General features: G+C 58.6%; 14 protein-coding genes. 6 read left to right on the forward strand and 8 right to left on the reverse strand.

Annotated features, from left to right (window positions below; all coding sequences use genetic code 11):
- Nucleotides 1-48: 48 nt before the first annotated feature.
- The 6 genes from ACR0CG_RS06235 (at nucleotide 49) to ACR0CG_RS06260 (ending at nucleotide 8,368) form a co-directional block, all read left to right on the forward strand.
- On the forward strand, nucleotides 49-1,695 hold the full coding sequence (locus tag ACR0CG_RS06235) for an amino acid ABC transporter permease (protein ID WP_480523432.1): 1,647 nt from the start codon (nucleotides 49-51) through the stop codon (nucleotides 1,693-1,695).
- Nucleotides 1,692-3,665: a beta-galactosidase gene (locus ACR0CG_RS06240; RefSeq protein ID WP_480523434.1), complete on the forward strand. Its 1,974-nt coding sequence runs from the start codon at nucleotides 1,692-1,694 to the stop codon at nucleotides 3,663-3,665. Before ACR0CG_RS06235 ends, ACR0CG_RS06240 begins: the two co-directional genes overlap by 4 nt.
- A 142-nt stretch (nucleotides 3,666-3,807) precedes the next feature.
- Nucleotides 3,808-4,932 (forward strand): extracellular solute-binding protein, encoded by a 1,125-nt coding sequence (locus ACR0CG_RS06245; protein WP_170611241.1) that lies wholly within the window; start codon nucleotides 3,808-3,810, stop codon nucleotides 4,930-4,932.
- Between the two features lie 116 nt (nucleotides 4,933-5,048).
- Nucleotides 5,049-6,161 (forward strand): ABC transporter ATP-binding protein, encoded by a 1,113-nt coding sequence (locus ACR0CG_RS06250; RefSeq protein ID WP_170681330.1) that lies wholly within the window; start codon nucleotides 5,049-5,051, stop codon nucleotides 6,159-6,161.
- A 12-nt stretch (nucleotides 6,162-6,173) separates the two neighbouring features.
- A complete protein-coding gene (locus ACR0CG_RS06255; protein WP_170611235.1) occupies nucleotides 6,174-7,094 on the forward strand; it encodes an ABC transporter permease in 921 nt (306 codons plus the stop codon).
- Nucleotides 7,091-8,368 carry an ABC transporter permease subunit gene (locus ACR0CG_RS06260; RefSeq protein WP_170611232.1) on the forward strand — a complete coding sequence of 426 codons (1,278 nt, stop codon included), beginning with the start codon at nucleotides 7,091-7,093 and terminating at the stop codon, nucleotides 8,366-8,368. Before ACR0CG_RS06255 ends, ACR0CG_RS06260 begins: the two co-directional genes overlap by 4 nt.
- A gap of 38 nt (nucleotides 8,369-8,406) precedes the next feature.
- Here the strand turns inward: ACR0CG_RS06260 and ACR0CG_RS06265 are convergent, their stop codons facing one another.
- The 8 genes from ACR0CG_RS06265 to ACR0CG_RS06300 are packed head-to-tail and all read right to left on the reverse strand — an operon-like array spanning nucleotide 8,407 to nucleotide 17,397.
- Nucleotides 8,407-10,326 (reverse strand): beta-galactosidase, encoded by a 1,920-nt coding sequence (locus ACR0CG_RS06265; protein WP_480523437.1) that lies wholly within the window; start codon nucleotides 10,324-10,326, stop codon nucleotides 8,407-8,409.
- Nucleotides 10,323-11,183: an SMP-30/gluconolactonase/LRE family protein gene (locus ACR0CG_RS06270; RefSeq protein WP_480523439.1), complete on the reverse strand. Its 861-nt coding sequence runs from the start codon at nucleotides 11,181-11,183 to the stop codon at nucleotides 10,323-10,325. The genes ACR0CG_RS06265 and ACR0CG_RS06270 overlap by 4 nt, the downstream gene beginning before the upstream one ends.
- Entirely contained in the window at nucleotides 11,180-11,785 is a 606-nt protein-coding gene (locus ACR0CG_RS06275) for a 2-dehydro-3-deoxy-6-phosphogalactonate aldolase (protein ID WP_480523440.1), read from the reverse strand. Before ACR0CG_RS06275 ends, ACR0CG_RS06270 begins: the two co-directional genes overlap by 4 nt.
- Complete coding sequence (locus ACR0CG_RS06280; protein WP_480523442.1) at nucleotides 11,782-12,675, reverse strand: 2-dehydro-3-deoxygalactonokinase; 894 nt, start codon at nucleotides 12,673-12,675, stop codon at nucleotides 11,782-11,784. Before ACR0CG_RS06280 ends, ACR0CG_RS06275 begins: the two co-directional genes overlap by 4 nt.
- Nucleotides 12,676-12,679: 4 nt before the next feature.
- Nucleotides 12,680-13,447 carry an SDR family NAD(P)-dependent oxidoreductase gene (locus tag ACR0CG_RS06285; protein WP_480523444.1) on the reverse strand — a complete coding sequence of 256 codons (768 nt, stop codon included), beginning with the start codon at nucleotides 13,445-13,447 and terminating at the stop codon, nucleotides 12,680-12,682.
- Nucleotides 13,447-15,153, reverse strand: a complete 1,707-nt coding sequence (locus ACR0CG_RS06290) for an IlvD/Edd family dehydratase (protein ID WP_480523446.1) — start codon at nucleotides 15,151-15,153, stop codon at nucleotides 13,447-13,449. Before ACR0CG_RS06290 ends, ACR0CG_RS06285 begins: the two co-directional genes overlap by 1 nt.
- A 58-nt stretch (nucleotides 15,154-15,211) precedes the next feature.
- The gene (gene melA, locus ACR0CG_RS06295) at nucleotides 15,212-16,552 is read right to left on the reverse strand and encodes an alpha-galactosidase (RefSeq protein ID WP_480523447.1); all 1,341 of its coding nucleotides are present in this window, start codon (nucleotides 16,550-16,552) and stop codon (nucleotides 15,212-15,214) included.
- Nucleotides 16,549-17,397: a carbohydrate ABC transporter permease gene (locus ACR0CG_RS06300; RefSeq protein ID WP_170619379.1), complete on the reverse strand. Its 849-nt coding sequence runs from the start codon at nucleotides 17,395-17,397 to the stop codon at nucleotides 16,549-16,551. The genes melA and ACR0CG_RS06300 overlap by 4 nt, the downstream gene beginning before the upstream one ends.
- Nucleotide 17,398 lies beyond the last annotated feature (1 nt).

Here is a 17,398-nt window from a genome sequence, read left to right on the forward strand (position 1 = left end):
GGTTCTGACCGCCGGATCCAACCCCAGCAGAGAGGTCGAAGAAATCCCATGTCCCGCCTCAGCTCGATCCGGCCGAGCAATCTTGTATTGCTCGCCGCGGCTCCGTTTATCATCTATCTCTTTGCAACGTCTTCAAAATATCTGCGATCCCTGATTGCCATTCTGGGTATTGGCAACAATGCAGGCGCGATCTTTGTCGGGTTCCTGCTGATCCTGACAGTAGCCGCGCTGGGTTATCTGTGCGCCCGCAGCGCCCGGTTTCAGACGGTCGCGCCCTTGTGGTTGCGCGGTGCAGCCTTGGCGGCATTGCCAGCGGCCGCAGCGCTGGCGGTTCTGGGCTTCGTGGCCCCACAAATTTTGATGCCATTTGCCGAATCCGTGTTCTTTCACGCACTCAGCGAAAATACGTCAGCGCTTATAGACCGATCAGAACAGACATGGGTTCTTTTTCCGAAAGTGGTTCAACAGGTTCAGAGCGGTTTGCAGATACTGCTTTGCGTTTATGCGGCTTTGGTAGCCGTGATCTTGATTTCGCCAAACCTGCCAACTGCGATGCGCGGGTATGTCCGGTTGGGGCTAGAGATTCTTACCGGTGCCGCACTGTTTTATCTGATGTTCATGGCGCACTGGCAGTTTGCGACCGGTGTCGCAATCACCTTCCGGGCGGCAATATTTGCCTATATCTTTGCCGCGATCCTGGGGCTGATCTGGGTCGGATTGCAATCTTTCAAGCCCAAGGCCAGAACAACGGTGGTCTATGGCTCGATCAGTCTGGCCCTGCTGGCAGTCTCGGCCTTTTTCTTCATGCAGCCGCAGGTCAGCTATGAACTGATCGGTACAACCGAGGCCCGCATTGCCATTGTGCGCGGTACGCCGCAGGCGCAGGCAGACATCATTCGGTTTGGCGAATTCGAGGGCGGCGAAGGTCAGCAATATCGCATTCGCAGCGCACCCGATGCCGCCAGCGCACTGGATCAGATCGAGTCCGTGGACAGCGTGTCGGGTGCCTTTGTTCCCGCCGGGACAAATACCAAAGGGTATCCGGTGATCTGGCAGACCACTTTCCTACCCGACAAATACCGAAACCCGGCACTGGCCTTTGCGGTTTTCGGCTTTCTGCTTCTGACCCTGACGATAGGTGGGGCGCAGCACAAGCTGCATCCTCTTGCGGTCGGGGCCGAGTTCTTTGTGGACACGATACGGGGCATACCGATGCTGGTGATCATCCTTTATATCGGTCTCCCGTTGGCGGGCGCGGTCAAGGATGCCACTGGCGGCGGCATCGACATGACCAATATGACCCGCGGTATCATCGCCATTTCGGTGGGCTATTCGGCTTATATGGCCGAAATCTTCCGGTCCGGCATCGAAGCCATCCCACGTGGACAGATCGAGGCGGGCGGATCACTGGGCCTGTCGCGCTGGCAGACCGCGCGGCTGATCATTCTGCCACAAGCGCTGCGGATCGTGACCCCCCCATTGGGCAATGAATTCATCGCCATGATCAAAGATACGTCATTGCTGTCAATTCTGTCGGTGCGCGATATGACTCAGCGCATGCGCGAGTTTCAGGCCGCCAGCTTTCTGCCGTTCGCTCCGTTTAACACCGCGGCCATTCTGTACGTGGTCATTACCCTTGGCTGCGCCAGTTTCCTGAAATGGATCGAGCGGCGAACCGCAAGAGAAAACAGATGAGTAAACTGGAACTTGGGGTCTGCTACTACCCGGAACAATGGGACGCGTCACAATGGCGTGACGATGCTGCGCGGATGGCGGACATGGGGCTGGACTGGGTGCGCATTGCCGAGTTCACCTGGGGTCTGATTGAGCCTGAGCGCGGGCGGTTCAAATGGGGCTGGCTGGACGAGGTGATTGGCATTCTGGGCGAGGCTGGCTTGCGCGTGATGATGTCCACGCCAACTGCCGCGCCGCCGAAATGGTTGATTGATCAGCATCCTGAGATCCTTCCTGTGGGTCCGGATGGCCGGGTGCGCGGGTTCGGATCGCGCAGGCATTACTGTTTCTCCAGCGACATTTACCTGGCCGAAGCCAGGCGGATCGCCACCGAATATGCCCGCCGTTACGGGCAAAACCCCTGTGTTCACGCCTGGCAGATCGACAATGAATACAATGACCATGATACCGTTCTCAGCTATTCGGACGCGGCGCGCCGCGGTTTTCAGCGCTGGCTGGCCGAGCGGTACGCGACGATTGAAAACCTGAACCGGACTTGGGGAACGGTTTTCTGGAGCACGGTCTATTCGGACTTTGAGCAGATCGGGCTGCCGAACGGGTTGGTTGCCATGCCCAACCCGACCCACTCGCTTGATTTCGCGCGGTATTCTTCGGACCGGGTGCGGCTGTTCAATCGGACCCAGGTGGATATCCTGCGGCAGTTTTCACCGGGACGGGACATCACGCATAACTTCATGGCGGGCAGTTTCGAGTTTGATCATCACGCCGTTGGTGCTGATCTGGACATCGTGGGTTTTGACAGTTACCCGCTGGGAAACTTGCTAGGTTCGACGCTGACGGACGAGGAAAAGCACCGGTACCTACGCACCGGGGCACCGGATTATCAGGGGTTTCACTGCGATCTTTACCGAAGTCAGGGAAATGGCCGGATGTGGGTGCTGGAACAGCAGCCAGGTCCGGTGGATTGGGCAGAGAAAAACCCCTCGCCAGCGGATGGAATGGTGCGGCTATGGACGTGGGCGGCCTATGCGCACGGCGCGCAGGCAGTGATGTTTTTTCGGTGGCGCCAGGCCAAGTTCGCTCAGGAACAATTCCACACTGCTTTGCAGAGATCGGATGGCAGCCCTGATCAGGCATCGGTTGAGCTGGCGCAGGTTGCAGGGGAACGCGAAAACCTGCCGGAACAAGTCCGTGACCGGGCGCAGGTCGCCATGCTGCTGGATTACGAGTCGATTTGGGCTGCGGACATCCTTCCGCATGACGATGCTTTTCCAAACGCGCAGATCGTGCGTGATTGGTATGCCGCATTCCGGCGGTATGGGGTGGATCTGGATTTCGTGGGGCCGGACAGCGATTTGTCCGACTATGCGCTGGTTGTATTGCCACAAAGCATGATCATCACACCCGATCTTGCCGAGAAGTTGAAGAACTGCACGGCAAAATTGCTGATCGGCGCACGCTCTGGCAGTAAAACGCCCGACATGCATACCCCCGAGGGGCTGGCACCCGGACTTTTGTCAGATTTGACCGGACTGCGTGTCCTGCGGGTGGAGTCGCTGCCGGATTTGGCGGCAGAACGCGTTCGCCTGACTGGTGGAGAGATGCATGTGTTCACAGGCTGGCGCGAGATCGTGGAGACGGATCAGGAGGTTATCGCGCGATTCGAAAGCCCCTACCGCGATGGAAGTCCGGCGGCCGTGCGTTCGGCGCGCGCCACTTACCTGGCGATGATTCCGCGAAAAGGGCTGCTGCACGCGATTGTCGCCGAAACTTTGGACTGGGCAGGAGTAATTGGCAGTGATTTCGGGCCGGACGTGCGCATCACCCGCCGTGGCGACCTGACATTCGCCTTCAATTTTGGTGACGTCGCAGTAACATTGCCAGAAGACAAAAGCCGCCGATTTTTGGTCGGACAAGCCAGTATTGGCCCGTGTGACCTGGCCATCTGGCGTGATGACTCTGCGGCTTAACCAGGTTTTCCAATCGGTTGGCCGGCAATCTGGACCTATTATTTTTGTCAACTGTCACTTTTGGCCTGACAGGCTTGCCGCAAAGTTCTAGCCTGCGACTACAAAACAAAAACAAGTCGTTCCAACAATGGGAGTACACTCAATGGAAAACCGTAAAACTGTAACGCGTCGTACAGTCCTTAAAGGGGCCGGTGCAGCGGCGCTGGCAGCGCCACTATACAGCAAGTCCGCTTTGGCATCTTCGGGTGAGATCAACATCCTGATGTGGTCGGATTACCTGCCGCCGTCCTTCATCGAAGAGTTCGAGACCCTGACTGGTATCAAGGTCAACTACACCGGTATCGGGTCGAACGAAGAAATCATCAACAAGATGAAGGCCACCAAAGGCCAGGGCTTTGACATCATCTCGCCCACTAACAACCGCTCGCTCCAGTGGGAGCCGCTGGAATTGCTGCAGCCGTTTGACATGAACAAGGTTCCGATCGATCTGGTGAACCCGGCGATGGCGAAGATCGGTACGGATGCCTGGAACTTCGGCGATAGTGGCGCGCACTGGCTGCCGCATATCTGGGGCACCGAAGGCATCGCATATCGCACTGATCTGTGGTTGCCTGAAGGCGACGCACCGTCTTATGGCGACGTCTGGTCGGAAGAAAACGCTGGCAAGACCATGGGCCGTGCGCACTCGATGATGCTGGGCGCCGGTCTTTATATGGAGCGTTCCGGTGAGATGGAGCCGGGTTCGGTCTGGGCCGCATATGGCGACGAAGAGACCATGCGCAAGGTTTGGGGTCAGATTGCCGACTGGTGTATCGCGCGCAAGGACCGGATCAAGCTGATCTGGAACGACGCGGACACACAGAAGAACGGCCTTTTGAATGAAGGCGTCGTTGTTGGCCAAACCTGGGACGGCCCGCCGCTGGCGCTCAAGTCCGCAGGTGAGCCTGTGCACTATCAGGCACCTGTCGAAGGCGCGATGGCCTGGGTTGACGGTATTTCGATGCCGTCAGGTGCGGCGAATATCGACCAGGTCTATGCATTCATCGACTTTGCCTATCAAGCCAAGCCTGCCGGTGTTGCAATTGACAGCCACGGCTACAACTCGCCGGTGCTGGGCGCCGACCAATATTCGGGCGACACCTACAAGAAGAACTTCGCCGAGGCTTATCCAGGTGACTCGCTGGCCAACCTCAATCCGTGGCCGGCCGAAGCACCTTGGTACGCGGAAACCCGGACTGAGTTCGTCAACAAGTTCAAGAGCGCCTGATCGCCTTGCAATCTGGCCCCTCGCGCTGGCGCGGGGGGCTGTTTCCGTACGCCGCCCCGGTGCGACGGACAGAAATGTGACACGGTCGCGGGCCGTGCTCCAGGGAGATACCAAAAATGAGTGCAGGGGTCGGAGTCGATCTGGAAAACCTGTGGATCCGTTTCGGTGATTTTGTCGCCGTGCGAGACGCGAACGTAAACATCAACGGGGGCGACTTCTTTTCGTTCCTCGGCCCCTCGGGCTGCGGCAAGACAACCATTCTGCGCGCTGTGTCGGGTTTTCTGGAGCCGAGTGAAGGGAACGTCCTGATCGGCGGCAACAATATGCGGGGGATCGGGCCCAACAAGCGTCCTACTGCGCTGATCTTTCAGAACCTGGCCCTGTTTCCGCTGATGAAGGTCTGGGAAAACATCACCTTCTCGATGGAAATCAAGGGCGCCAGCGCTGCCGAACGTCGCAAACGTGCGGACGAACTGCTGGACATGATCGCGCTGCCGGGGCAGGGCGACAAACTGCCCAGCGAATTGTCGGGCGGCCAGCGTCAGCGTGTGGCAATCGCCCGTGCCCTGTGTGCAGAACCTGATGTTTTATTGCTGGACGAACCACTGTCGGCCCTAGACCTCAAACTGCGCCAGCACATGCGCACCGAACTGCGAGAAATTCAACAGCGTGTGGGCATCACGTTCATCTACATCACCCACGATCAGGGTGAGGCGCTGACCATGTCGGACAACATCGCCGTGATGCGAGCAGGTGTCATCGACCAGATCGCCGACGGTAAAACCATTTACAACGATCCCAATACGGCGTTTGCAGCCTCTTTCGTGGGCGAAAACAATGTCTTCCGCGGCAAGATCAAGCAGGTTATGGGCAACGAGGCCCTAATTTCGACCAACCGCTCGGGTGAGCTGGTTGCACGGATTTCGACCGCCAATCAGGGCAAGATGAAGGAAGGCGACGACGCGATGATGTTCATCCGTCCTGAAGCCTTCGCCATAGCGCCGGACAGTGCAACGGGCAATCATTTCGTCACTGCCCGCGTCAACCACGAAGAATTCGAGGGCAACGTCTTTAACATTTTCACCGAAGGTGAAGGCGGCAAAGAGATCAAAGTATCGATCCCGAACCACGGACAGTCTTTCGAGGATCACACCGGTCGGAACATCACGCTGGAATACGAGACCCGCAACGCGGTTCTGGTTCCTGCTGGTGAGCTGGCAGCGGAATAAGGGGAAGAACTTATGCCCCGGTTTCTGAAAGAATTTTTCAATCGCAACGGCACCGGCATGGGACTGGCAATTTTGGGTTTGGTGGTCTTCTGGACCATTGGCCTGATCATTTTGCCCCAGCTGTCGATGTTGGACTTCTCTTTCCGTCCAAACCTTCCGCCGCCTGAAATCGGCGGGCCCAAGGACGTTTATACGCTGGAGAACTACAAATACCTGATCTATGGTCCCGAAGGTGGTAGTCAGGATTATAACGTGGTCGATCTGCGGGTGTTCTTTCGAACGCTTGTCGCGGCGGTCTGTGTGACGATCTTCAACCTGATCATCTGTTATCCGATTGCCTATTACCTCGGCCAGACCGAGGGTAATCAAATCCGTATTTTCGCGATCATGTTGATCATTCCATACTGGATCAATGAAATCCTGCGCGCCTTTGCCCTGCGGATTATCTTTGGCGAGACCGGTGTTCTGAATACGCTGTTCGTGGGACTGGGGATCTGGGATACGCCGTTCGACTTCATCCGCAACGATATCGCGCTTTATGCGGGTCTGGGCTATGCCTACATCCTGCTGATGATCTTCCCGATGTATAACGTCATTGAAAGTCTGGACAAAAACCAGATCGAAGCGGCGCGGGATCTGGGTGCGCCCTGGTGGCGGATTCACTGGCGCGTGGTCATTCCATATGCCAAACCGGGTATCAGTTCTGGGTGTACCATGGTGTTCATGTTGTCCGCCGGTGCGCTGGCCGCGCCACAGATTCTGGGCGGTCCATCGTCGCTGTGGTTCACGCAGCTGATCTATCAGCAGTTCAACGACAACAATGACTGGCCGCAGGGGGCCGCCTACGCCATCGTGCTGCTGGTGACCTGTATCCTGTTCGTTCTGGCGATGATGCGTGTGTTCAAAGTGAACATGGGGGACATCGGGAAATGAATAATTCCTTCCTCCGCATAAGCATCTGGGTCTATCTGGTCATCTTTTTCCTGTACCTGCTGGGCCCGCTGGTGATCATGTCGATCACCGCTTTCAACTCGTCCGGGTTCCCGAGGATGAGTCCGTGGGAATGCCTGACCTTCCAGTGGTTCGGCGAGTTGTTTCAGGATCAGCGTATTCTGAATGGCATCAAGAACTCGCTAATCATCGGTGCCGGAACGGTTGTTCTGTCGGTGGCGATGGGTCTGGCCGGGGCGCTGATGCTGACCCAGATCTGGCCCAAGCTTCGCGCGACCTACTACACCGTCATCATCGCGCCGATCCTGATCCCAGGTGTTGTTCTGGGTATCTCGACCCTGGTCTTTTGGGACAGGATCAACCGGTTTCTGGGCCTGGGGGCTGACAGCTTCCTGTCCAACGGTATCTTCCTGACGGTGATCGGCCAGTCCACCTTTATTGCCAGCTATTGCATGCTGGTGCTGGTAGCGCGTCTGCAGCGCTATGATGTGGCATTGACCGAAGCGGCGCTGGATCTCGGGGCAAGCCATGCCCAGGCGTTCCGCAAGATTCTGTTGCCCTTCATGCGCCCTGCGATTGCGTCGGCGGCAGTGTTGGCGTTCCTCGCTTCGTTCGAGAACTACAACACGACCACCTTCACCTTCGGTGAATACCCGACCCTGACAATCGAACTGGCGCAGAAGGTCCGCTATGGTATCACGCCTGCGATCTCGGCCCTGGCCTTCATCATCGTGGCGCTGACCGTGTTCTTTGCCTTGCTGAACGAGGCAAAGCTGAAACGTCAGGAACTGGTCGCGGCGGCCCGCAAACAGGCCACGGTTGAGGAATTGGCTGGCAAGATCAAACTGCCCAGCTTCTTTTCAGGCAACACCGCCGCCGTATTGCTGGTTATCTTCTCGGTCGCAACGATCACCGTTGTGGGTACTGCTACGGCGTATAACCCCGCGCAGTGCATTGCCAACGTGAAAGAAGAGAAGCGCCTGGAGGCAGAACAGCGGATTCAGGAGCTGCGCAAGCAGCGCGAAGAACAGCGCAAAAAGCGCGAGGCGGAACAGGCCGAACAGGGCGACGCCCAGCAATCGGCTCCGAAGCCGTCGAACAACAGCGGCTTTGGAAACGTGTTCGCGCCAAATACACTGGGCGGAGAGGAGAGCGACGGTGCTTCGGAACCCGAAGAACAGCCCTCGGATTCGAACGGTGGAAGCGGCGGTTTCGGCGGGGCATTTGACCCCAACAGCCTGAACAGCGGCGACTAGACGTAACTCGCCCAACACCAGACCACCGCCCGGACAAGTCAGTCTTGTTCGGGCGGTTTGCGATTTAGGATGATCACATCGCATCCATCAATTACATGGCCGTTCCATTCCACGGGATCAGCGTTGTAGTTAATCAGGATCTCGTGATCCGCAGTTTCGCGGCGGCGCAGGCCACGTGGCATTGGTTGCAAGGACAGGCCAATCTCTTGAGCGGCCAAAGCAATCACGCGGTCCCAAAGGGCCTCGTCCGGAAACCCCGCCAGATACCAAAGCCCATCAGCGCCTTTCAGCGCCGGGGACTTGTCCTGAAACAGAAGCAGATTGGGGGCGTCCCCTGACACGCGGTCGACCCAGTGTTTCGCAGCTCCGCCGCCGACGACCGCGCGGTCAACGTTGGGGGGTAGCGTTTCCACAAGGTCAACATTGCAACTAAGTGCCTTCAGGCCGGGACGGCCTGTCTGGGGTATTTGAAATTCAGATGTGATTGCCCCTGTTCGGGGCCCGAGGATGGCAAGATCACAGCTTTCCGACAGCCTGCTTTCAAACCCGTCATCCAGCGTTGCCAGACCGGGGGCAAGGATCAGCCTGTACTTTTCCGCGGACTTGTCCGCTGAAGTTACGAAATCAACAGACAACCCAGCACGGCGAAGGGCGCAATAGGCCGAAAAAACCAGCCGAAAGTAATCGAAACCGGCACCTTGCGGCTGTGTTCTCCAAGCCCAGTCCGAGGCGTAGTCGAACACGATTGCAACTGGAGCACGCGATGGCCTCACTTCCCCCAATCCGGTCAGAACGTCTGCGGTCTGCCTGACCTCATCCAATGCAGGAGCGGGGCGATTGTCCGGTGTCAACAGACCGGCATGCATCTGTTCCTGCCCGAACGGGGCCTGCCGCCAACGAAAGTAGCTGATCACCTCGGCACCATGGGCAACGGCCTCAAGGGACCAAAGCCGAACCATTCCGGGCAGGGGGGCTGGGTTATAGGGGGCCCAGTTCACCGGTCCGGGCTGTTGTTCCATCACCCACCAGCGCCCGTGACCAACTGCACGATAAAGATCATGGTGAAAGGCCTGCATGTCCGGATCACCCTGCTGCAGAAACGCAGATTTATGATCCTCATCCGCTTCAAGCCTGTCAGACAGAAAACCGATGGGATAGCTGTCCCACGTGGCGATATCGAGGTCTTTGCCCACCGCGAAATGGTCGAATTCCAACACGCGGCCCATGTAGTTGTGCAGCAATGGTGCACCCGTCAGCGGACGCAGTTCATCTACCTGCACCTTATTGAAAGCCGCGACCTGATCAGAACTGAAGCGACGAAAGGCCAGGACATGCGCCGGGTTCGGCTCGGTCACCGTCAGGTTTGGAAGGTCGATCTGGTCGAATTCACTGTATTCCATTGACCAGAACACGTTACCCCAGGCTTCATTCAGCGCGTCTATGCTCGTGTATTCGGCGGCGAGCCAAAGGCGGAAAGCCTGCAAGGCCGCCGGACTGTAGCTGATTGTGGTGTCATGACAGCCGTATTCGTTGTCGATTTGCCAGGCCACGACATGAGGATTGCGCCCGTACCGCTCACCCATGATCCGGGCGATGCGGCCACATTCGTTCGCGTAACCCTTGTGACTGAAGCAATAGTGACGCCTCGATCCAAACTTTCGAGGGTTCCCCACAACGTCCACTGCCAGCATGTCCGGATGACGGTCCAGCATCCAGCGTGGTGGTGTTGCCGTTGGCGTACCCAGAACAATCTTCAGACCGGCCGAGCCAAGCGTTTCAATCGCCCGGTCCAGCCAGTCGAACTGCAATTCTCCCGGTTGCGGTTCCATCCGGCTCCAGGCAAATTCCCCGATCCGAACCCAATGCAGGCCGGCCTCGATCATGCTTCTGGCGTCATTCTCCCACATTTCCTCGGGCCAATGTTCGGGATAATAGCAAACGCCCAATTCCGGCTTCATAGGATGACCCGATATTCTGCCCGACCCTGACCAGCGCCGTGGGCGGCGAAGGTCATGCCATTGGTGGGTTGTGCTTCGATTGCGTCCGTATCCAGACCCTGGCGGGCCGTTGTGCAGAACAAAGTGGTCAGGTCTTCACCACCGAATGCGGGGCACGAGGTGTGGGCGGCCGGAACGGAAACCGCGCGGAGAAAACTGCCCTCGGGACTGTAAACAGCGACACGGCCAGCCCCCCATTGCGCGATCCAGATGTTGCCTGCGGCATCCGTTACGGCTCCGTCAGGGTTCAGCCCGGCTTCGCGAAAGTCCAGAAACACCGAGCTGTCGCCAATGGGCCAACCGGTTTTGCCCTCCAGTTTCCAACGACGCACCTGCCCGGCAGCGGTGTCCGCGAAATACGCGCAGGACATATCAGGCGAGAAGCAAATCGCGTTCGTGATTGTCACGTCCGGGACCAGTTTTCGCAACTCTCCCCGCCAATATCTGTAGATCGCCCCGGCGCCGTGTTCAGCCTGTTTACCCATGGTCCCGATCCAGAACCCGCCCCAAGGGTCAGCCCGCCCGTCATTCGAACGTGTTACCCGGTTATCGGCTTCAAGCGGTGTGACCAGTTCCTTTCTGCCATTGCTCAGGCCAAAGCGCCACAATCCCGTTTCCGACGCAATCAGTAACGTGTCGAGATCCACCCAGCCAGCTGCAGAAACATGTTCGGCAAGATCCCAGCTTTTTTGCCCGGATTGATCCCTTGTCATCAGGCACCGGTTAAGGATGTCAAACCAGAACAACTGCTGCCGTTCCGGATGCCAGAGCGGCCCTTCGCCCAACGCGCAGGGACGATCGTCATAGATTTCGGTCATTCCACGGCCTCATCATACGCCGCCACGATCTGTCCGGCGCGGTCGGCAATGTCCGTGACACTCATTCCCGGTTTGAACAGGGCTGATCCGATTCCGAAACCGTCCGCGCCAGCCCTGATCCAGTCCCGGAAATTGTCCGGGCCCGCGCCGCCGACGGCAAACACCAGTGTTCCGTCGGGAAGGACAGGGCGCAACGCTGCCAGTCCCATGGGACCGGCAAGAATGCCGGGAAAAAGTTTCAACCCGGTGGCGCCGGCGCGAAGTGCAGCGAATGCCTCGGTTGGTGTGTAGACGCCCGGCCAGCTTTGCATGTTCAGCGCGACCGATTTGCTGATGACATCCACATCGCAATTCGGGGAAACGATCAGTTTTCCACCAGCGGCTGCAACCGCCTCGGCCTGTTCTGGTGTCAGCACGGTTCCTGCACCAATAAGGGCGCGATCGCCGAAGGTGGCGGACAAAATGCGGATGCTCTCCAGCGGGTCAGGAGAGTTCAGGGGGACTTCGATCCGGTCGATACCGGCCTCAAGCAGCGCTTGACCAACTGGGGCTGCCTCATCCGGGCGCAATCCGCGCAAAATGGCTATGATCGGACGGCTCATGCGGTTTGCCTCGTGAGTTGACGCGCTTGAGCCAGACCTGCCAGTGTTACTAAAGTGGCGTCCGCCGTTTCCACAAACGCACCTTGTAGCTGTAGCGCCTTGGCGTAAACCTCTGATGGTCCTTCCGCGCCAATGATGGCCAGTTGTTGGCCCAGCCAGTAGGCGCGCGTGGCTGCAAGTTCCGCACCGATCAGCAGACCGGACAAGCGCGCACGCGCCACGTCCTTGCCCTGGCCATGCAGCAGGTCGGCTGCGCGCAGGCCGAACAGACGGGCCGCCATCTGCTCCGGCTTTGAAAGGATGTCTGTTACGGCTTCCGCAAAAGCGGCATCATCCCAGCCGGTGCCAACCGAGTGTTGCAGGACCGATTGTCCCTGAAGCAGATCAAACATTTCGCCAGTCATGAACGTGCGGAAACTGACGACCTCGCCAGCGCTGACCTGAACCCATTTCGTGTGTGTCCCGGGCAGGCAGATCACACCGTCCCAGTTTGGATGTGTTGCCAGAAATCCTGCGATCTGGGTTTCTTCGCCGCGCATGACATCGGCGGGGTCGTTCTGTTTTAGTCCCGGCACCACAAACGCGCGAATACTCGGATCAGTGCCCGGCACACGGATTGGCATGTCCGGAAGCGGCGCGGACGGAACCGCAGAGTAGGGGGCCTCGACCCAACCCTGCCGGGCGCCAACCATGCCGCAGGCAACCACATCGGTCGGGCCGGCGCCAAGCCAGCCTCCAATCAGGTCCAGCAGGACCTGCTGAAAATCGCGCCCCGCAACACGTGACATGCCTCGGTCAGATTGGGCGTGATCCAGCACGGAATCGCCTTGCATTGTCCAGGCGCGCAGATGGGAGGTTCCCCAATCAACCGCGATCCATTCTGTGTTCATGTTCTCACCCCGTAACAACGACGCCGCCATCGACCACCATGCACTGCCCCGTCATCGCGCGGCTGGCGTCCGAAGCCAGAAACAGTGTCGGCGCAATCATGTCGTCCGGTGTCAGATGCTCTTTCAGACATTGGCGCTCCATATGTGCCGCCAAATCCTCGGGCGTGGCCCACATGTCCAGCTGTTTCTGCGTCAGAACCCAACCGGGGGCCAGCGCGTTCACGCGGATTTTCTGCGGACCCAACTCGCGCGCAAGCGACCTTGTCATCCCCGTGATCCCGGCGTTCGATGTGGTGTAGATCGGATATCCCGCGTTGCCCATCATGTAGCTGATTGAAGAGAAATTGATGATCGACCCGCCGGCCTCCTGCATTTGCCGCGCGGCCTCCTGACAGGCGAAGTAATAAGCCTTGAGGTTCACCTCGATCATCCAGTCCCAGAACTCCGTGGTGGTTTCGGACAGTCCATGCCGTTTGTCGTTCGCGGCGTTATTGACCAGCACCTTGATCGGCCCGTAAGCCTCGGCGGCTTTTGCCATGGTCGCGTGCAGCAACTCTGTATCGGTGATGTCGCCCTGCAAAAACAGCGGTGCGCGCCCGTGCTTCTCCTGCATCTCGTCGACAAAAGCGCTGGCGTCCGAGCGGCCAATGAAGGCAACATTTGCGCCCTGTGCGAGGAACCCGTCGGTCAGGGATGCTCCGACGCCCGATCCGCCGCCGGTGATGAAAACGGACGCGCCGTTGAGGTCGTGAAATGTGGCGGTTTGGGTCATCAGTGGCTCTCTCGGGTCACAAGGCGGGTGTCTTTGCCGACAAGGAAATCAAGGTCTGCTCCCTGATCGGCCTGTAGCACGTGGTCGATATAAAGTTTCGCGTAGCCGCGGGTGTAATGGGGGTCGTCCGGTTGCCACGCGGCACGACGGGCGTCCAGCTCCTTTTCATCGACCAACAGCTCCAGTTCGCCCTTGCTGGCGGAAACCCGGATGCGATCACCGCTTTTGACCAAGCCCAGCGTGCCTCCGGCCTGCGCCTCGGGGCTGACATGCAGGATGACAGTGCCATATGCGGTGCCGGACATGCGGGCGTCGGAAATGCGGATCATGTCGCGCACGCCCTCTTTCACTAGCCTGGCGGGGATCGGCATGTTTCCGACCTCGGGCATCCCCGGATAACCTTTGGGGCCGCATCCTTTGAGGACCAGAATAGTTTCGGGCGTCACCGGCAGATCGTCGCGGTCGATATTGGCCTTCAGGTCTTCGATATTCTCGAAAACATATGCCTCGCCTTCGGTTTCAAGCAGAGCGTCCGTGGCCGCCGAAGGCTTCACGATGGCACCGTTGGGTGCAAGATTGCCGCGAAGAACCCGCAGGCCCGCGGCGGGTTTCACCGGATCGGCAAAGGGACGGATGACGTCTGTGTTGAAGCATTCGGCACCCTCGTAATGGGCGGAAATATCCTTGTTCAAAACCGTTCTGGCCGGGCGCAGAAAGGGTTTGAGCTCGTTCAGAACAACCGGAACGCCGCCTGCGTAACAGAAATCCTCCATCAAGTACTTTCCCGAAGGCATGCAGTTCACTAGCAGGGGAATTTCGGATCCGATTTCGAAATCCTTAAGGCCCAGGTCCACACCGACGCGACCGGCCAGCGCCAGCAGGTGAACCACCGCGTTGGTCGAGCCGCCCACGGCGGCATTGGCAAGAATGGCGTTCTCGAACGCCTCTTTGGTCAGGATGTCCGAGGGTTTGAGGTCTTCGTCGACCATCTCGACAATCCGCTTGCCGGTCAGATGCGCCAGCGCCATGCGGCGGGCATCCACGGCGGGCAGGGCGGCGTTGGTGGGCAGCGACATGCCCATAGCCTCGACCAGAGACGCCATGGTCGAGGCCGTGCCCATGGTCATGCAGACGCCGGCGCTGCGGGACATGCCGGATTCTGCGTTCATGAAATCCTGCAGGGTCATTTCCCCCGCGCGTACAGCCTCGGAGAATTTCCACACGTCGGTGCCGGAACCGATATCCTGCCCGCGATACTTGCCGTTCAGCATCGGGCCCGAACTGACGACGATCGAGGGCAGATCAACCGAGGCCGCACCCATCAACTGGCCCGGCGTGGTCTTGTCGCAACCGCCCAGCAACACGACGCCGTCGATGCCATAGGCGCGGATAGATTCCTCGACATCCATCGCCAGCAGATTGCGGAACAGCATAGCGGTGGGCTTCATCTGGGTTTCGCCCAGCGACATCACCGGGAATTCGACGGGAAAGCCACCGGCCTCCCAAACGCCGCGTTTCACGCCCTCGGCCAGATCGCGCAGGCCTGAATTGCAGGGTGTCAATTCAGACCAGGTGTTGCAAATGCCGATGATCGGGCGCCCGTCAAAGGCATGATCAGGAAATCCCTGGTTTTTCATCCAGGAGCGATGGATGAACCCATCTTTGTCGAGTTTTCCGTACCAGTGTTGTGAGCGGCGCTTTTTCATTTCTTGTTTTGCTTTTCGTGGTTCGGGTTGGGTTTGAGTATTTGTGAAAAGATGAAGGTCAGGCCGCGCGGGCCGGGCGGCACCAATCGGGAAGCCAGTCGGAATGGGCAGTCAGCAGATCGGTAACCAGGCCTCGGATCTGCCGCAGGTCCAGTTCCGCTGCGGTGTGTGGGTCCATCATGGCCGCGTGATAGATAAGCTCCGGGTTCTGCTCGGTCAGGGCGCGGACGGTCAATTCCTGCACGTTGATCTGAGTGCGCATCAGGGCGATCAGTTGTGGCGGAATATCAGCCACAATCGAAGGCTGAACACCGTTGCTGTCCACCAGACATGGCGTTTCCACCGCCGCGCCCAATGGAAGTTGCGGAATCTGGCCGGTGTTTGGCAGGTTGCCGTAGGCCGTATAAGGTTCGTCTGTGATGATGGCGTTCATGAGGTCGGCGGCGAATTCGTGACTGCGGATCACGTCTATGTTGCCCCCATCAGTCAGAGTTTTTGCCTTCTGCTGCCAATCGGCGATCTGTTCCTCGCACCGGGTCGGGTATTCGTCCAGCGGAATCGAGAACTGCTCGATCAGATCGTCGCGCCCGTCCTTGATGAACCACGGAACGTATTCGGCCAGATGCTCGGAGCTTTCCGTGCAGAAATAGCCCAAATGGTCCATCACCTCGTAGCGTACCTTGTTGGGGCAACGCGGCATCAAAAGAGGGGCTTTGGGAAGCTTCCCGGTGGCGTAGCCTTGCCGCAGGGCTGGGTAGAGATCGCGCCCCTCGTACTCGAGCCGCAGGAAGAAGGCGACGTGATTGACGCCGGCCACCCGGTAGCGGATATCGCTTTTGGGCAAGTCCAGATCGTGGGCCAGTTCCTCGACCGTGTTCTGGACCGAATGGCAGAGGCCCACGTGTTTCAGCGTCGGGAATCTTTCCGCCAGGGCCCATGTATTGATCGCCATCGGGTTGACGTATTGCAGCAGCGTCGCGTCGGGACAAAGCTGCATCATGTCCTGCGCCACGTCCCAGAGAACCGGAACGGTCCGTAGCCCGCGCATGATGCCGCCAACCCCCAACGTGTCGGCGATGGTCTGACGTAAGCCGTATTGCTTGGGAATCTCGAAATCGGTGACAGTGCAGGGCTGATATCCCCCGACCTGGAACGCGGTAATTACGAAATCCGCCCCATCCAGGGCCGACCGGCGGTCGGTGTGGGTGGAAACGGTCGCGCCGGTTCCAACCGAACGGATCATCGCCCTTGCCACGGCCTCGCTTTCCGCCAGGCGCACCGGGTTTATATCCATCAGTGCAAAATGACTGTCGGAAAGCGCGGGGGTCAGCAGCGCGTCACCCAGGATGTTTTGCATGAAGATCGTGGAACCCGCGCCGATAAAGGTAATTTTGGTCATTTGACAGCTCCGAGGGTCAGACCCGCGATGAAGTGTTTCTGCATGAGGAAGAACATGGCCACAGGCGGCAAAGCGGCGACGATCGAGCCTGCGCTCATCAACTGGTAGGCGGCCCGGAACTGAGCGTTGAAACTTGTGATACCGGCTGTCACGGGCTGGCTTTCTGCGCCTTGGGTCAGGACCACGGCCCAGAAATAGTCGTTCCAGATGAACGTGAAGATAAGGACGCTGAGGGCAGCGATAGCGGGTTTCATCAGCGGTAGGACGACGTACCAGAAGATGCGCCATTCGCTGATACCTTCGACACGGGCGGCCTCGATCAGTTCAAAGGGCAGGGCGCGGATGAAGTTGCGCATGAAGAGTGTGCAGAACCCGGTCTGGAAGGCGATGTGGAACAGCACAAGCCCGGTTTTGGTGTTGTAGAGACCCAGTTGCAGCGTCAGGTCGCGCACGGGAACCATCAGGATCTGGAACGGCACGAAGTTGCCAGCCACGAACATGAAGAAGATCCAGATGTTTGACTTGAATTTGTAGATCCCCAGCGCAAACCCCGTCATGCAGCTGAGCGCGACCGCTCCGATAACCGTTGGGATGGTGATCATGAACGAGTTCAGCAGATAGCGCGGCATGTCCGAGTTGAAGAATACCTGACCGTAGTTGAACGCGCCTTCAAAGCTGGAGGGCATGCCCCAGTAGTTTGCGTTGGTGAAATCCGCTGCCGGTTTGACGGAGAACAGCGCGACGGCCAGCAAAGGCCCCAGCCACAGAAGCAGCGCCAGGGGCAGCATGGCCTGATAGGTAATCTGCGCCGAGCGGGGTTGTTTTTCGATGGGTTTGGGAAACATC

The sequence above is a fragment of the Ruegeria sp. AB8 genome (assembly GCF_056542605.1).

What these genes read in the sequence shown, in the direction of transcription:
- ACR0CG_RS06250 (WP_170681330.1), top strand. Translation starts at nt 5,049, where the DNA reads ATGAGTGCAGGGGTCGGAGTCGATCTGGAAAACCTGTGGATCCGTTTC.
- ACR0CG_RS06300 (WP_170619379.1), bottom strand. Translation starts at nt 17,397, where the DNA reads ATGTTTCCCAAACCCATCGAAAAACAACCCCGCTCGGCGCAGATTACC.
- ACR0CG_RS06285 (WP_480523444.1), bottom strand. Translation starts at nt 13,447, where the DNA reads ATGACCCAAACCGCCACATTTCACGACCTCAACGGCGCGTCCGTTTTC.
- ACR0CG_RS06270 (WP_480523439.1), bottom strand. Translation starts at nt 11,183, where the DNA reads ATGACCGAAATCTATGACGATCGTCCCTGCGCGTTGGGCGAAGGGCCG.
- ACR0CG_RS06245 (WP_170611241.1), top strand. Translation starts at nt 3,808, where the DNA reads ATGGAAAACCGTAAAACTGTAACGCGTCGTACAGTCCTTAAAGGGGCC.
- ACR0CG_RS06290 (WP_480523446.1), bottom strand. Translation starts at nt 15,153, where the DNA reads ATGAAAAAGCGCCGCTCACAACACTGGTACGGAAAACTCGACAAAGAT.
- ACR0CG_RS06235 (WP_480523432.1), top strand. Translation starts at nt 49, where the DNA reads ATGTCCCGCCTCAGCTCGATCCGGCCGAGCAATCTTGTATTGCTCGCC.
- ACR0CG_RS06265 (WP_480523437.1), bottom strand. Translation starts at nt 10,326, where the DNA reads ATGAAGCCGGAATTGGGCGTTTGCTATTATCCCGAACATTGGCCCGAG.
- melA (WP_480523447.1), bottom strand. Translation starts at nt 16,552, where the DNA reads ATGACCAAAATTACCTTTATCGGCGCGGGTTCCACGATCTTCATGCAA.
- ACR0CG_RS06280 (WP_480523442.1), bottom strand. Translation starts at nt 12,675, where the DNA reads ATGAACACAGAATGGATCGCGGTTGATTGGGGAACCTCCCATCTGCGC.
- ACR0CG_RS06260 (WP_170611232.1), top strand. Translation starts at nt 7,091, where the DNA reads ATGAATAATTCCTTCCTCCGCATAAGCATCTGGGTCTATCTGGTCATC.
- ACR0CG_RS06240 (WP_480523434.1), top strand. Translation starts at nt 1,692, where the DNA reads ATGAGTAAACTGGAACTTGGGGTCTGCTACTACCCGGAACAATGGGAC.
- ACR0CG_RS06275 (WP_480523440.1), bottom strand. Translation starts at nt 11,785, where the DNA reads ATGAGCCGTCCGATCATAGCCATTTTGCGCGGATTGCGCCCGGATGAG.
- ACR0CG_RS06255 (WP_170611235.1), top strand. Translation starts at nt 6,174, where the DNA reads ATGCCCCGGTTTCTGAAAGAATTTTTCAATCGCAACGGCACCGGCATG.